Source organism: Bacillus sp. VA13, assembly GCF_055710085.1.
In genome coordinates, this window is record NZ_JBVQPP010000001.1 from 955,256 (window position 1) to 971,344 (window position 16,089).

General features: G+C 47.8%; 14 protein-coding genes. 1 reads left to right on the forward strand and 13 read right to left on the reverse strand.

Annotated elements, in window-relative coordinates; translation table 11 throughout:
- Window positions 1-12 precede the first annotated feature (12 nt).
- From bfmBAB to AC0C66_RS04870, 7 genes are all read right to left on the reverse strand, one after another.
- A complete protein-coding gene (gene bfmBAB / locus AC0C66_RS04840; protein WP_061186905.1) occupies window positions 13-996 on the reverse strand; it encodes a 3-methyl-2-oxobutanoate dehydrogenase subunit beta in 984 nt (327 codons plus the stop codon).
- A gap of 13 nt (window positions 997-1,009) precedes the next feature.
- Complete coding sequence (gene bfmBAA, locus AC0C66_RS04845; RefSeq protein ID WP_014114327.1) at window positions 1,010-2,002, reverse strand: 3-methyl-2-oxobutanoate dehydrogenase subunit alpha; 993 nt, start codon at window positions 2,000-2,002, stop codon at window positions 1,010-1,012.
- Between the two features lie 21 nt (window positions 2,003-2,023).
- Entirely contained in the window at window positions 2,024-3,448 is a 1,425-nt protein-coding gene (gene lpdA / locus AC0C66_RS04850) for a dihydrolipoyl dehydrogenase (protein WP_061186904.1), read from the reverse strand.
- Window positions 3,449-3,469: 21 nt separating this feature from the next.
- Complete coding sequence (buk, locus tag AC0C66_RS04855) at window positions 3,470-4,561, reverse strand: butyrate kinase (protein WP_088679269.1); 1,092 nt, start codon at window positions 4,559-4,561, stop codon at window positions 3,470-3,472.
- 18 nt (window positions 4,562-4,579) lie between these two features.
- A complete protein-coding gene (gene bcd / locus AC0C66_RS04860; RefSeq protein WP_072182032.1) occupies window positions 4,580-5,674 on the reverse strand; it encodes a branched-chain amino acid dehydrogenase in 1,095 nt (364 codons plus the stop codon).
- 11 nt (window positions 5,675-5,685) lie between these two features.
- Window positions 5,686-6,585: a phosphate butyryltransferase gene (gene yqiS, locus AC0C66_RS04865; protein ID WP_088679270.1), complete on the reverse strand. Its 900-nt coding sequence runs from the start codon at window positions 6,583-6,585 to the stop codon at window positions 5,686-5,688.
- A 124-nt stretch (window positions 6,586-6,709) separates the two neighbouring features.
- A complete protein-coding gene (locus AC0C66_RS04870) occupies window positions 6,710-8,785 on the reverse strand; it encodes a sigma-54 interaction domain-containing protein (protein ID WP_079287944.1) in 2,076 nt (691 codons plus the stop codon).
- 152 nt (window positions 8,786-8,937) lie between these two features.
- Here AC0C66_RS04870 and AC0C66_RS04875 point away from each other — a divergent pair, with 152 nt between their 5' ends.
- Window positions 8,938-9,174 carry a DUF2627 domain-containing protein gene (locus tag AC0C66_RS04875; protein ID WP_003226453.1) on the forward strand — a complete coding sequence of 79 codons (237 nt, stop codon included), beginning with the start codon at window positions 8,938-8,940 and terminating at the stop codon, window positions 9,172-9,174.
- Between the two features lie 43 nt (window positions 9,175-9,217).
- Here the strand turns inward: AC0C66_RS04875 and prpB are convergent, their stop codons facing one another.
- From prpB to AC0C66_RS04905, 6 genes are read right to left on the reverse strand one after another with little or no spacing between them, the layout of a single operon-like run.
- Window positions 9,218-10,123, reverse strand: a complete 906-nt coding sequence (gene prpB, locus AC0C66_RS04880; protein WP_061186903.1) for a methylisocitrate lyase — start codon at window positions 10,121-10,123, stop codon at window positions 9,218-9,220.
- A 19-nt stretch (window positions 10,124-10,142) separates the two neighbouring features.
- On the reverse strand, window positions 10,143-11,561 hold the full coding sequence (locus tag AC0C66_RS04885; protein ID WP_461845606.1) for a bifunctional 2-methylcitrate dehydratase/aconitate hydratase: 1,419 nt from the start codon (window positions 11,559-11,561) through the stop codon (window positions 10,143-10,145).
- 21 nt (window positions 11,562-11,582) lie between these two features.
- On the reverse strand, window positions 11,583-12,701 hold the full coding sequence (gene mmgD, locus AC0C66_RS04890) for a citrate synthase (protein ID WP_072182037.1): 1,119 nt from the start codon (window positions 12,699-12,701) through the stop codon (window positions 11,583-11,585).
- A 32-nt stretch (window positions 12,702-12,733) separates the two neighbouring features.
- Complete coding sequence (locus AC0C66_RS04895) at window positions 12,734-13,873, reverse strand: acyl-CoA dehydrogenase (protein WP_014114336.1); 1,140 nt, start codon at window positions 13,871-13,873, stop codon at window positions 12,734-12,736.
- A gap of 27 nt (window positions 13,874-13,900) precedes the next feature.
- Entirely contained in the window at window positions 13,901-14,764 is an 864-nt protein-coding gene (locus AC0C66_RS04900) for a 3-hydroxybutyryl-CoA dehydrogenase (protein WP_014114337.1), read from the reverse strand.
- Between the two features lie 25 nt (window positions 14,765-14,789).
- Window positions 14,790-15,971 (reverse strand): acetyl-CoA C-acetyltransferase, encoded by a 1,182-nt coding sequence (locus AC0C66_RS04905; RefSeq protein ID WP_072182039.1) that lies wholly within the window; start codon window positions 15,969-15,971, stop codon window positions 14,790-14,792.
- Between the last annotated feature and the right edge of the window lie 118 nt (window positions 15,972-16,089).

The following is a 16,089-nucleotide window of genomic DNA, read 5'->3' on the forward strand; positions in this document are numbered from 1 at the left end:
CTCCTTACGTCTTTAAAACTCCGCTAATTCTCTCATCGCCGCTTCCACTTTATCAGGGTTGACCATAAAGTATTTTTCCATTGTCGGCGCATAAGGCATAGCCGGAATATCAGGACCTGCAAGCCGTTTGATCGGCGCGTCTAAGTCGAACAGACAATGCTCGGATATAATCGCGGCCACCTCACTCATGATGCTGCCTTCTTTTGTATCCTCTGTGACCAAAAGGACCTTACCGGTTTTTGATGCGGCTTCGATGATTGCTTCTTGATCGAGTGGATAAACCGTTCTTAAATCCACCACATGCACTGAAATGCCATCTTTTTCGAGACGTTCTGCAGCCTGTAACGCGAAGTGGACACACAGGCCGTATGTAATCACTGTGATATCGTCGCCTTCCCGTTTTACATCAGCCTTGCCGATTGGCAGGACATAATCATCTGCCGGAACCTCTCCTTTTATCAGGCGATACGCGCGCTTGTGCTCAAAAAACAGCACCGGATCTTCATCACGAACTGCGGCTTTTAAGAGGCCTTTCGCGTCATATGGCGTTGAAGGCATCACAATTTTCAGTCCGGGCTGATTGGCGAAAATCGCTTCGACTGATTGAGAATGATAAAGCGCTCCGTGCACGCCGCCACCATAAGGGGCTCTGACAACGATCGGGCAGCTCCAGTCATTATTGCTGCGATAGCGGATTTTAGCTGCCTCAGAAATAATCTGGTTAATTGCTGGCATAATAAAATCAGCAAACTGCATTTCGGCAATTGGTCTCATGCCGTACATAGCCGCTCCGATACCGACACCGGCGATCGCTGATTCAGCAAGCGGCGTATCCATAACACGCTCTTCTCCAAATTGTTCGTACAGGCCGGCTGTGGCTTTAAATACACCGCCTTTTTTTCCTACATCTTCCCCAAGAACGAAGACACGTGAATCTCGTTCCATTTCTTCTTTCATTGCCAAATTGATCGCATCAATATATGACATTACTGACATTTGTACTTCCTCCCTACTTCGCATACACATAATCGAGCGCTGACTCAGGAGCTGCATAAGGAGCGTTCTCCGCTTCATCTGTCGCCTCGTTTATGATTGCCATGATTTCATCCAGCATGGTTTGTTCTGTCTCTTCGGACAGCAGGCCTGCTTCCTTTAAGTAAGCTTGATAAGTAAGCAGAGGATCACTTTTTTTCGCTTCCTCTACTTCTTCACGGCCTCTGTAGCTGCTGTCATCGTCATCACTGGAATGCGGTGTCAGGCGGTAAGAAATCGTTTCAATTAATGTCGGGCCTTCTCCTCTGCGCGCGCGTTCACGCGCTTCTTTCACCGCTTGATAAACCTCCAGCGGATCATTTCCATTCACAGTTACGCCAGGCATTCCATAGCCTACGGCACGGTCGGAAATGTTCTCACATGCGACTTGCTTATCGTAAGGCACTGAGATTGCGTATTTGTTGTTTTCACACATGAAAATCACCGGGAGCTTATGGACAGCGGCAAAGTTTGCTCCTTCATGGAAATCGCCTTGGTTTGAAGAGCCTTCACCAAAAGTAACAAAGGCTGCGATATCCTTTTTCTCCATACGTCCCGCCAGCGCAATGCCGACTGCGTGCGGAACTTGCGTTGTTACTGGAGACGATCCTGTCACGATGCGGTTTTTCTTTTGTCCGAAATGCCCCGGCATCTGACGGCCTCCTGAGTTTGGATCTGCAGCTTTGGCAAACCCGGACATCATTAAATCCTTTGCTGTCATGCCAAATGCCAGCACGACGCCCATGTCTCTGTAGTACGGCAGTACATAATCCATTTCACGGTCAAGAGCAAAAGCCGCCCCTACTTGCGCTGCTTCCTGTCCTTGACAAGAGATCACGAACGGGATTTTGCCAGAGCGGTTTAACAGCCACATTCTTTCATCGATTTTTCTTGCTAATAGCATGGTTCTATACATATCAACGGCTTCCTGATCAGTCAGCCCTAGTGCTTGATGTCGGTTTGTACTCATTCAAGCCCCTCCTTTGTGCTTTTAAAAATGAATGGCTTTGCCGTCTGCGGCAAGCGCTGCTTCTCCAATCGCTTCAGAAAGCGTCGGATGCGGATGAATCGTTTGTCCGACCTCCCACGGCGTCGCGTCCAGTACTTTGGCAAGCCCCGCTTCTGAAATCATGTCTGTGACATGAGGGCCGATCATATGCACGCCGAGGATATCATCCGTGTCACGATCCGCCACGATTTTTACAAATCCGTCGCTATCTCCGTATACAAGCGCTTTTCCTATTGCCATAAATGGGAACTTGCCGATCTTGACATTGTGCCCATTCGCCTTTGCTTCATCTTCTGTTAAGCCGACACTGGCAGCTTCAGGACTAGAGTAGATGCACTTCGGTACAAGCGTTGGATCAAGCGAATGCGGATTGAGACCTGCAAAATGCTCAACGGCAATGATTCCTTCATGCGATGCAACGTGAGCTAACTGAAGGCCACCGATTACGTCTCCGATTGCATAAATATGAGATTCCTTCGTTTGACAGCTTTCATTGACTGAAATGACGCCTTTTTCAGTGACAATATCGGTGTTTTCTATGCCGATGCCTTCGATATTTGCCTGTCTGCCGATGGAAACTAGCATTTTTTCAGCAGAGTAAGTAATGGTTTCTCCGTCTTTTTCCGCTTGTATACTGATGTCGTCTGACGTTTTTGTCATTGTGTCAGGCAGCACTTTTGCCCCTGTAACGAACTGAATGCCTTTTTTCTTAAGCAGACTTTCCATTTCTTTTGAAATGTCTTGATCCTCAGTCGGCAATATGCGGTCCGCGTATTCAATAACCGTTACCTTCACGCCAAAATCATGAAGCATAGACGCCCATTCGATACCAATAACGCCTCCGCCGACGATGATGATCGATTTTGGCAGCTCCTCCATTTGGAGAGCCTCATCCGAAGTCAATACATGCTTGCCGTCCGCTTCAAGACCCGGAAGCATTCTTGGTCTTGATCCTGTTGCAATAATGACTTGTTTCGGGATTAGCATGTCATTTTCTTCGCCATTTCCCCGTTCAACAGAAATCGTTCCCGGCAGCGGGGAGAAGATTGACGGTCCGAGGATACGGCCATATCCGTCGTACACGTCGATTTTTCCTTTTTTCATTAAATGATTCACACCGGCTGCAAGCTTATCCACAACAGCTTGCTTACGCTGCTGCACTTTTTCAAAGTTGAGGGACACGCCAGCCGTTTCCACTCCGAATTGATCGGCTTCACGAGCTGTCCGGTATACCTCCGCGCTTCTAAGCAGCGCTTTACTCGGGATACAGCCTTTATGCAGACATGTCCCCCCGAGTTTTTCCTTTTCCACAACGGCTGTTTTTAAGCCGAGCTGAGCGGCTCTGATGGCCGCAACATAACCGCCGGTACCGCCGCCCAGAATGACTACGTCATACTCAGTTGCCATGGTGACTCACTCCTAGTCTGTCTATTCAATACGATATTGTTTGGATTGCTCTTCGCCCAGCAATACCCTGAGCGCCCCTTGGGCCAGAGACTGCAGTTCATTTTCTCCCGGATAGACTAAAACGTCAGAAATCCAATCTATGTATGATCTGATACTGGAAACAAAGCTTTTGCCGTACGCAAGTCCTCCCGTCAGCACAATCGCTTCAACTTCACCTTTTAATGCAGCGCTGGCTGCCCCGATTTCCTTTGCTACCTGATACGCCATGGCATCAAAAATGAAACGGGCTTTTTCATCGCCCCCCTGAATCATCTGTTCCACTTTTACTGCGTCATTCGTACCGAGATAGCCGAAAAGCCCGCCGGTGCCCACCAGTTTTTTCATGATTTCTTCTTTTGTATACTGTCCTGAAAAACATAAATTCACAAGATCTCCCGCAGGCACTGTTCCTGCACGTTCAGGACTGAATGGCCCCTCTCCGTGAAGGCCGTTATTGACATCTACCACTCGCCCGTGGTCATGGACGCCAATTGTAATCCCGCCGCCCATATGGGTAACAATCATTTTCATGTTCTCATATCGTTTGCCGAGAGAGGCTGCCGCCTTACGGGCGACAGCTTTTTGGTTTAACGCATGGAAAATACTTTTCCGTTCAATTTCGGGCATACCTGAAATTTTTGCCAGCACTGACATTTCGTCTACGACAACAGGATCGACGATATACGAAGGGATATTCAGACCGTCAGCGATTTCTCGCGCGATAATACCGCCGAGATTAGAAGCATGCTGGCCGGCATAGCCGCTTTTCAAGTCCTCAATCATGTCATCGTTCACTTCGTAAGTTCCGCCTTCAATCGGCCGGAGAAGGCCGCCTCTGGCGCAGACTGCATCAAACTTTGAGATATTGATTCCCTGTTCATGAAGCGTTTCGAGAATATGGTTTTTACGAAATTCATACTGATCAATAATATAGTCAAATCGCTGCAGCTCTTCTATGTTGTGTCTCAATGTTTTTTCAAAAATGCTTCGTTCGTTATGAAAAACACCGATTTTCGTTGAAGTTGAGCCTGGATTAATTGTGAGAATGCGTTTTTCATCATGTAGCACTTTCATAACCTCCAGATCAATTTCTTAACGTCTGCTTAATACACTGTGACCGTTTTGCAAAAACTGGCTTCTTGAGCGGCGCATGCGTTCAATCCGTTCCTCTGCCAAGCGGTCAGCCGCTAAATACGTCGGAATGCCGTCACGCTGAGAAATTTCAAGTACACGCTCAATATTGCCGTAAATGCCTTCAACTTTCTTCAATGCGCGTTCTGCATTATAGCCGTAAAGCTCATCTGCCACGTTGATGACGCCGCCAGCGTTAATGACATAATCCGGTGCGTAAACGATGCCCATTTCGTGAATTTGATCGCCATGGCGTGTTTCTTTTAATTGGTTGTTAGCCGCACCCGCGATGACTTTCGCCTTCAGCTGTTTAATGGTGTCGTCGTTGATTGTCGCACCAAGGGCACACGGCGCATAAATATCGCAGTCTTGTGAATAAATCTCTTCCGGATCAACCGCACGGGCGCTAAAATCTTCAACTGCGCGCTGTACTGACTGTTTGTTGATATCCGTAACGATTAAGTTTGCCCCTTCTTCATGCAGGTGGCGGCATAGATTGTAGGCTACGTTCCCTACACCCTGTACAGCAATGGTTTTCCCTTCAAGAGAGTCGGTTCCGAAAGCAGCTTTAGCGGCTGCTTTCATTCCTCTGTACACCCCGTACGCTGTAACTGGAGAAGGATTTCCAGAAGAGCCGAAAGCAGGAGAAATCCCTGTGACATAATCTGTTTCATCATGAATAATGTCCATATCCTCAACCGTTGTGCCTACATCTTCAGCGGTAATGTATCTTCCGTTCAGTCCTTGAATATAGCGGCCAAACGCGCGGAACATTTCTTCATTTTTATCTTTGCGCGGATCGCCGATTATCACTGTTTTTCCGCCGCCAAGGTTTAAGCCTGCTGCCGCGTTTTTATAGGTCATGCCTCTTGCCAGTCTGAGCGCGTCTTCAATTGCCGCTTCTTCATTTTCATATGTCCACATTCTCGTTCCGCCAAGCGCCGGACCAAGCGTTGTATCATGAATTGCGATAATCGCTTTTAAGCCTGATTGTTCATCTTGGCAGAATACCAATTGTTCGTAATCGTATTTCTCCATATATTTAAAAAGTTCCATGTTCGTTCCTCCTAGTGTGTGTATTCTTCAGATGCGCATATCGCCAGCGCAATAGAATACAGTTTATTTTCAGCGGAATCCGCTCTGCTCGTTAAGGCAATCGGCGCTTTTGCTCCCGTAATCACAGCCGCCACGCTGGCCTTCGCAAAATAAATTAGTGATTTATATAAAATATTGCCGGCCTCAATTGTTGGGACGAGAAGAATATCAGCGTTGCCCGCTACATTTCCCGAAATCTTTTTCTGGGCTGCAGCAATTTGTGATACTGCGTTATCCAAAGCAAGCGGTCCATCAACAATGCAGCCTTTGATCTGGCCTCTTTTGCACATTTGAGCAAGAGCAGCAGCATTCACTGTCGCTTCCATTTTCGGGTTCACCGTTTCGACCGCTGCCAAAGCAGCTGCTTTTGGCATATTGTTCCCTACTGCATGAGCCACATGAACGGCGTTTTGCAAAATCTGCCGAAGCTCTTCCAGCGAAGGGGCAATATTCATAGCCGAATCTGTCACAAACATCAATCTGTCAAAGTTCGGTATATCAAACACAGCCACGTGGGAAAGGACACTGGATGACCGAAGCCCCTCCTGTCTGTTCAACACCGCTTTAAGCAAAACAGAAGTCGGCATATTCCCTTTCATTAAAACGTCCGCTGTTTTGTGATGCACAGCACGAACTGCTAATTTTGCCGATTCCTCAGGCGAATCGGCATGAACGATTTCCACATGATGCCCTTGCATAGATGATGTCAGATCGTTTAGTTTCTTGCTGTCGCCCACTAACAAAAAACGGGCGGATAGGTGCTCGGCTGCCAGCTTTACAGCCCGGATCACTTCCTCATCCTCAGCATGGGCAACCGCAATGGTCTTGTTTTTGTACATCGATGCTTTGCCGATCAAATCTTTCAGCTTCATCTGTTACCACCTCTCTTGTTTCGACTCCGCCTTTTATTATGCAAGTTCCATGCCAGCTCCTCGCCATGCTGTCATAACGGATGTATTGAAAAATTCGTGCAGATGTTTGCGTTCATTCTGCAAATTATTGCATGCCTTCATTTGCAAGGCCGTATTTATCCATTTTGTAATATAAATTCCGAATGCTGACACCGAGGGCTTTCGCTGTTTTTGTCCGGTTAAAATGATGCTTTTCGAGCGTTTGCTGGATCAAATGCGCTTCAAATTTTTCTACTGCGACAGACAGCTTTTCGCCTTTAATATCCGGAAAATCAAACCCTGCACCTTGTTCTGTGTCACTTTCTTTTTGCACAAGTTCGAATACAGGCAAGTGATCTTTTTCAATCCATTCCATATGCGGATTCAGAAAAATCATGGCTCGTCCAAGGACATTTTCCAGTTCGCGGACATTCCCAGGCCAATGGTATGCGGATAAGGCACGCAAAGCTTGCTGCGAGAGCCCCTTTACATTCCTGCCGTAATCCCGGTTGATCTTTTGGATAAGCCGGACGCTGAGTGCCTCAATGTCCTCCAGCCGCTGCCGCAACGGTGGAATAGAGATCGGATAGCGGTTAATCCGGTAATACAGGTCTTCGCGGAATGTTCCATCCGCCATCGCCTTTTCGATATTTACATTTGTCGCCGCAATCACTCTGACATTGACAGGGATCGCTTTCGTGCCGCCCACTCTGACGATTTCCTTCTCTTGAAGGACGCGGAGCAATTTCGCCTGCATATTTTGTGTCAACTCGCCGATTTCATCTAAGAAAATGCTGCCGTTATTGGCTTCTTCGAATAAGCCCTTTTTACCTCCGCGCTTCGCTCCTGAAAACGCACCATCCTCATAGCCGAACAATTCTGATTCAAGCAGGTTTTCAGAAAGGGCTGCACAATTCACGCGAATAAATTTATTGTATTTCCGGTCGCTTTCGTTATGGATGGCATGGGCGAACAGTTCTTTTCCTGTTCCCGATTCCCCGCGCAGCAAAATCGTTGCCGGCGTTTTCGCCCCGAGCTTCGCCTGTTCAAGCGCAACCAGCATTTGCTCGCTTTTGCCGATAATGTCGTCAAAAGTGTATTTCGCTTCAAGCGTCCGAATGATTTGCCTTGCGCGGTTAAGCTCCGCTGTCAGCATTTTAATTTCGGACACATCGTGAATCACACCGACGCTGCCTTTCAAAATCCCGTCTACAATGACCGGCGCTACATTTACGATGACCTCTTTTTCATTCGGGCCGACCTTCATTCTGACACCGCGGACAGGCCGTCTTGTTTCAAGCACCTTTAAATGCATGCTTTCACCTTCAGAGATATCAGTGTTTGCAGGCTTGCCGATGACTTCTTTTTCAGAAAGCCCCGTCATTTTCGTATACGCTTTATTGATCAAGAGTCCGATGCCGTTTTCATCAACGACAGAAATTGCCTCGTCGGAGGATTGAATAATCGCCTCCAGCATCGTGCGCACCTGTTTGAGATTCGTCACTTCCTCCGCCAGCTCAACGGCATCCGTTATATCCTTGAATACACAGAGCGCTCCGAGTAAACGGCCGCCTTCATCAATGATCGGCAATCTGGTAGTCACAATTTGATTCTCACCCAAAAGCTGCTTTTGGTTGTATTCAGGCTCTCTCGTTTTTAAAATCCGCGGCATCTTTGTGCTCGGAATGACTTCTTTGATCGGGCGCCCGATGACTTCCTCGCGTTTTTTCCCGACCATCTTTTCGGCCATATGGTTAAAGAGAATGATTTCTTCATTGATATCAATAAAAATCATCCCGTCATGGGTAGAATTAAAAATTCGATCGTGTTTATATGTTTGCTCTTTTAGCATTTGAATCAGGTGCTGCTTTTCTTCCATCAGCTGAAAAACGATGTACGCCATTTTCCCTGGCATAACAATAGTCTCTTCATGCTTTTCCTGAAGAAGTTTGTCAAACACGGCTTGATCGCCGGTGGTATGAATGACGATATCCGGTTTTTGTCGTATGTAAGGTTTCCAATCAGATGAAACGGCAATCCCATACTGTTCTGCTTCTATCAATCCCGGTGCCTCGGGGTCTTTGTCAACCACGGCAATGATCTCTATGATGGCTGTTTTGATCAGAATGTGTAATAACGCCGTTCCCCTTTTGCCGGCACCTACAATCAGTACCTTTTGCATCCCGCTACCCCTTTGCATGAAAAAATTTGCACACCTATTTATTCCGTTGCAATAATTTGCACAACCCTATGTTACCACGTTTTCTTCTCTTGACAAAATATTTTTTCCGCTGGACAATAAAGGAAATGAAAAGATAAAGGAGTTTTCTGAGGATGAGCCGACTTCTTGCGCTTTTGATATTAGTCATCCCCGGTGCCATTTCCGCTTTAGGCATTAAACTGATGAGGGATACGCTTTTCGGCCATACGATAAAGCCATTCGGAGCTCTTTGGCTCCAAGGTTTGTCAGGATTTATCTTTTTTGTGTTCGGCCTTTATGTGCTGGCCGGGTTCATTTTATTCAGAGACAGAAAACGCAATCAAGTCAGCCCGCGATTCAGAAAACGATAGCTGCAAAAAAGCCGGAGAACTCTCCGGCTTTTTTTAGTCGAAACTATTCGTCAGGCAAAACGGTCTTGGCAATTGTTTTATCTAACGCTTCATAGTCATAATAAGAAATCGTCTCGTACAGTTCTTTCCGTGTCTGCAAATGATGAAGCCCTTCTTTTTGTGAGCCGCGCTCCTTCATCAAACCAAACATTCGTTCATAAGCTTTGGCCGCCGCTCGAAGCGATGTGACAGGATAAATCACCATGCGAAACCCCATATCTTCGAATTCATCGGCGCGATAATACGGCGTTTTCCCAAATTCGGTCATATTCGCAAGGAGCGGAACGGAGATGCACTCAGCAAACTGGCGGAATTCGTTCTCCGCCTGAAGCGCTTCCGGAAATATCGCGTCCGCTCCCGCTTCAATGTAAGCCTCTGACCGTTTTATTGCGGCATCAAGTCCTTCCTGTGCCCTAGCATCAGTACGGGCAACAACGACAAGGGAGGGCGCCGCTTGTTTGATCGCTTTTATTTTTTGAGCCATTTCCTTTATCGGAACAAGCTGTTTGCCATTTAAATGTCCGCATTTTTTCGGAAGCTGCTGGTCTTCGATTTGAACGGCGGCTACTCTGGCTTCAAGCATCTCGCGGGCGGTTCGGGCGGCATTTAACACACCGCCAAATCCCGTATCGATATCAACAAGCAGAGGCAGGTCTGCTGCACGCACAAGATCTTTGGCCCGATCAGCCATTTCTGTCGACGTGATGATCCCTAAATCAGGAAGCCCCCTGCTGGCTGTATATGCCGCACCAGACAAATAAATGGAAGAAAAACCGGCCTCCTTTGCAAGCAAGGCGGCCATCCCGTCATGAGCGCCAGGAATTTGCAGAATGTCCGGCGCTGACATCAGCTTGCGGAAACGCCCGGCAAGCTCCTCTTGTGACGATTGTTTATTGACGATCCACGACATGACGCAAGCCCTCCTTCTTTTACATGCAGAACATATCTACGAATTCATTTACGCGCATCGTTTGTAATGTCTCATAGCTGGTACAGCGCTCATAAATGTGTTTGTGCTGTTTATCAGCATAATGAGTTTTGAGATTGGCAGAAAACTTTTCCAGCAGTTTCGGCACTGCTTCGTCTCTTCGAAAACGATGGCCGAGCGGAAATTCACATTCCACCATTTCCGTGCTCGTTCCGTCTTTAAAATAAACTTGGACGGCATTTGAAATGGAACGCTTATCGGGTTTCAGGTAATCCTCCGTATATGTTTTATTTTCAGTCACTTCCATTTTATCCCGTAGCTTATCTATTCTCGGATCACTCGCTGTTTCAGCTTCATAATGCTGCGCGGTAATATCACCAAAAAGCAAACCGATTGCTGTAATGTATTGGAGGCAGTGATCACGATCAGCGGGATTGTGAAGCGGGCCTTTTTTATCAATGATTCGGATAGCGGATTCGTGCGTTCTGATGACAACTCGGTCAATCTCATCAATCCGGCCCTTTACCTGGGGATGAAGAATGACGGCGCACTCTGCCGCTGTCTGGGCGTGAAATTCCGCAGGATAAGACACTTTAAATAACACATTTTCCATGACATAAGCATCGAGCGGACGGGCAAGTTTGATCTCTTTCTTATTGAATAGAACGTCTTGGAAGCCCCATCCCGGTGCGCTTAACGCTGTCGGATAACCCATTTCCCCTTTTAACGCCATCAGCGCCAAATGAACACCTCTGCTAGTTGCATCTCCTGCCGCCCATGATTTACGCGAGCCTGTATTCGGTGAATGCCGGTATGTCCTCAAGGCTGCATTGTCAATCCATGCATTCGAAAGCGCATTTTTGATTTCTGCTCTTCTGCCGCCCAAAAGCTTTGCTACAACAGCAGTTGTCGCAATTTTGACAAACAGTACATGATCAAGGCCGACTCGGTTCAAGCTGTTTTCTAACGCCAGCACACCTTGAATCTCGTGTGCTTTGATCATCATTTCAAGTACGTCGCGTACCGTTAAAGGCTCTTTTCCTTCAGACAGCCTTACTCTCGATACATAATCAGCAGCGGCAAGGATTCCTCCCAGATTATCCGACGGATGCCCCCACTCCGCCGCCAGCCACGTATCGTTGTAATCGAGCCAGCGGATCATGCACCCGATATTAAACGCTGCCCTCACCGGATCGAGAACATATGATGTTCCCGGCACTTTGCTTCCATTCGGCACAATCGTTCCGGGAACAATCGGGCCAAGCAACTTTGTGCATTCGGGATACCGGAGCGCCAAAATCCCGCAGCCCAGCGTATCCAGCAACACATGCCCCGCTGTTGTATATGCCTCTGAGCTTGTAATCTCTTTCTCAAGCACATAGTCTGTAATTTCTTCAATGACATGATCCGTTTTCAGCATGCTACCAGTTCCTTTCATGATTTATGATTCGGCCTGATGGCGCGGGCCCATATAGCTGACACGGGGGCGGAAGAGACGGTTATTGGAATGCTGTTCGATCACATGGGCGCATAAACCGGACGTTCTCGCGCTGAAAAAGACAGGTGTATACAAAGGAATCGGTATGCCGAGCATCCAATACACCGGGGCAGCGTAATAATCCAAATTCGGGTAAAGCCCTTTTTCCTTCTCCATCAGCCGCTCTCCTGCTTCACACATCTTGTATAAACGATGGTCACCGGCTTTATCGCATAATTGTTGCAGCGCCTCTTTCATCATGAGTGCTCTCGGGTCCATTTTTTTCATATACACCCGGTGGCCGAATCCCATAATTTTTTCTTTTCTTTTCAGTTTTATTTGCAGAAGCTGCTCAAAATCGGACGTTGTTTTCGCCTCCAAAAGCATATACATCACAGCTTCGTTTGCTCCTCCGTGAAGATTCCCTTTCAGGGAGGCGACAGCTCCTGTCAAAGCACCATAAAGATCCGAATGTGTAGAAGCAATGACCCTTGCCGCAAAGGTTGAATTCGGCATCTCATGCTCACTGTACAGGACGAGGGAGCGGTCAAAAATCCGTTCTTCCAGTGAGGACGGCAATTTCCCTGTCATCATGTATAGAAAGTTTGCACTGTAGGATAGGGTTTGAAGCGGAAGAAGCGGCTCTTTCTTATTGATGATCCTGTAACTGGCAGCAGTGAGGGCAGGCATTTTCCCGAGAAGCTGATAGGCGCGTTCTTTGTTTGCAGAAGGAGTGCGATCATCTATGTGCCGATCATAGCCGGCAAGTGCCGACAGACCGGTACGCAGGCTATCCATCGGATGAGTGTGCTCAGGGAGTAGTTCAAGCAGACGGAGATGATCAGCAGGCAGGCTTGATGCACTGTTTATGTTTCTTTCCAGCGCTTCCATTTCACTTTCTTCCGCCAGCCTGCCCTCCAGCAATAAATGAACAATCTCCAAGTAGCTTTTTGTTTTAGAAAGATCTATTAAATCATAGCCTCGTATCAAAATCTGGCTGGACTGCGTGTCAAGATAAGAAATATGAGTTTCTGCCGCGATCACACCGTCCAAACCCGGAGAATAATGCTGTTTCTCCTCCATATCCTCAACCTCCGTTTTGCGTTTTTTGTCTATCAGGTTCCGCCAAGCAGATGCTTGGAAATAATCAGTCTTTGAATCTCGTTCGTCCCTTCATAGATTTGCGTCACCTTTGCATCGCGAAGCAGCCGCTCGACCGGATAATCCTTCATATAGCCATATCCCCCGTAAATTTGGACGGCGTCTAACGCCGCCTTCACCGCGGAATCTGAAGCAAATTGTTTAGCCATAGACGCTTCTTTTCCGCAGGCCAAGCCGCGATTATGAAGGTCTGCGGCGTGGTAGACAAGATGCCTTGCTGCCTCAGCCCTTGTCGCCATGTCAGCCAGCTTAAACGATATGCCTTGATTGGCTGCGATAGGCCTTCCGAATTGCACCCGCTGCTTCGCGTAACCAACGGCATGCTCAAGAGCCGCCTCTGCAATTCCGAGCGCTTGGGCCGCAATGCCGATGCGGCCGACATTTAAATTCGCCATGGCAATGTGAAAGCCATCACCCTCTTTGCCAAGCAAATTTTCTTCAGGCACTTCTGCATTATCAAAAATCAGTTCCGTAGTATTGGAACCATAGAGCCCCAGCTTTCTTTCTTTTTTTCCTACAGTAAAACCGGGTGTGCTTTTTTCAACGATAAAAGCTGAAATCCCGTGCCTGCCTCGATCTTGAGCTGTTAAAGCAAAGGTGATATAGATATCGGCGGCTCCTCCGTTCGTAATGAATATTTTCGATCCGTTTAATAGGTATTTGCCGTTCTTTTTGATGGCTGTTGTGCGGAGGCTTCCAGCATCCGACCCTGAGTGAGGCTCCGTCAGTGCAAATGCGCCCAAATGGTCTCCTGAAGCGAGCTTCGGTACATATTTCATCTTCTGTTCTTCGTTGCCGAAGTACAGAATCGGATTTGTGCCGACCGAGGTATGAACGGAAAGAATGACACCGACAGCCGCGCTGATTCTAGAAATTTCATGAATCGCCAAAATATAAGAAATAACATCCGCCCCTGCGCCGCCGTATTGTTCCGGCACCGGTATTCCCAACAAGCCGTGTTCACCCATTTTTTTGATCAACTGAAACGGAAATTCGTCCGTTTTCTCCATGATTTCAGCAGCGGGAGCAATTTCTTTTCGGGCAAAATCACGCACCATTTTTCGCATCATGACTTGCTCTTGGGTTACATGCAACTCGGCCACCCCCGGATGGAATTGACTTCAGAAAGTCCTCTCCTCATATTGATAAAAACCGCGTCCACTCTTTTTGCCAAGCCAGCCCGCTTTGACATATTTGCGGAGCAGCGGGCAAGGACGGTATTTGGAATCGCCAAGGCCGGAATAAAGAACTTCCATAATCGATAAACACGTATCCAGCCCGATAAAATCCGCTAATGTAAGCGGGCCCATCGGATGGTTCATGCCCAGCTTCATCACCTCGTCTATTGCCTCCGGCTTCGCCACCCCCTCATACACGCAATAGATGGCTTCATTAATCATTGGAAGAAGAATGCGATTGGAAACAAACCCCGGAAAATCATTGACTTCTACCGGTGTTTTCCCCATCTTTTCCGCTAATCCCATAACAACTAAGGCCGTTTCTTCTGATGTAGCCAAGCCGCGAATCACTTCAACTAGCTTCATCACAGGGACAGGATTCATAAAATGCATGCCAATGACTCGTTCAGGCCGGGTTGTCACAGCAGCGATTTCAGTAATAGGCAAGGAAGATGTATTGCTGGCCAAAATCGTATGAGGCGGACAAATGTGATCAAGTGTGTTAAACATTTCAGTTTTCGCCGTCATGTTTTCTGCAATAGCCTCAATCACAATGTCCGCATGCTTTGCCTCCTCAAGCGTTCGAGAGAGCGAAATGCGGCTGATCACATCCTTCACTTCCGCTTCGGTCTTTCTTCCTTTTTCAGCATCACGGGTCAGCTGTTTCTTCAACCGCTTCAATCCTGCCTCCGCAGCCTCCGGGTTCACATCGTACATCCGCACATAAAAACCTGCGTCGGCAGCTGTTTGAGCAATTCCGCTTCCCATCTGACCTGCACCGGCCACCATGATATGTTTAATCTCCATTTAAATCCCCTTTTTCGTCATTGTTTTAATGAACCTGCACTAAGACGGCATCTCCCTGAGCCGCACCGCTGCAGATGGCGGCAACTCCCAGTCCCCCTCCCCGGCGCTTTAATTCATAAACAAGCGTCATGAGAATTCTTGCCCCGCTTGCGCCAATCGGATGGCCGAGCGCGATCGCACCGCCGTTTACATTTACTTTTTCAAGATCGAAACCGACGATTTTTTCACATGTCAAAACAACAGAAGCAAACGCTTCATTTACTTCAAACAAGTCAATATCTTGGACAGCTAAACCGTTCTTTTTCAGGAGCTTGTTAATTGCAAACCCCGGAGCTGCCGCTAGCTCATTCGCTTGCATTCCCATAGTTGAAAAACCAAGAATTGTAGCCAGAGGCCGTTTGCCAAGCCCAGCAGCTTCGTCCTCAGACATCAGCACGAACGCACCGGCTCCGTCATTGACCCCGGGAGCATTACCGGCTGTGATGGAACCATCACTTGTATAAATGGGAGAAAGTTTTGCAAGCTGATCCAGACTTGTGTCACGCCGAATCGCTTCATCTTTTTCGACCATATTTGTTTTTCCTTTTCGGTTGGTCCAGCTTACGGGAACAATTTCATCATGAAGCTTTCCTTCATCGGCTGCCTTAGCTGCTCGCGCATGACTTCTCAGCGCCCATTCATCCTGCTCCCTGCGAGAGATTCCATATTCCTTGGCGGCTGTATTTCCGTGAACAGCCATATGCACCTCATCAAACGCGCATGTTAACCCGTCATAAACCATTAAGTCCCTAAGCTCACCGTCTCCCATCCGCGCTCCCCAGCGCCCGGCGGGAACGGCATATGGAATATTGCTCATGCTTTCCATTCCCCCGGCGACAAGAATGTCCGCATCTTGCGCCCGAATCATTTGATCACACAGGGTGACAGCGCGCAGTCCGGATGCACAGACTTTATTTAGCGTTTCTGACGGCACACTCCAAGGCATTCCAGCCAGACGGGCAGCTTGGCGGGAAGGAATCTGCCCTGAGCCGGCTTGGACAACCATGCCCATAACAGTTCCTTCCACCTCATCTCCAGATACTCCAGCGCGATGTAACGCCTCCTTCATCGCAATGCCCCCAAGCTCAGCAGCTTTCACCTCTTTCAATGCACCGCCGAATTTGCCAAATGGTGTTCTTGCGGCACTTACAATGACTGTTTTCCTCATGGTTTCACCTCATTCAGAAGATAGACAGCGCTTACAATTTCTAGTTGTCTTCTATGAATGTATGCTTTGAAACGGGCATGAATGAATGAAAAAAGAAGGCTGCGCCAACAGCCTCCTT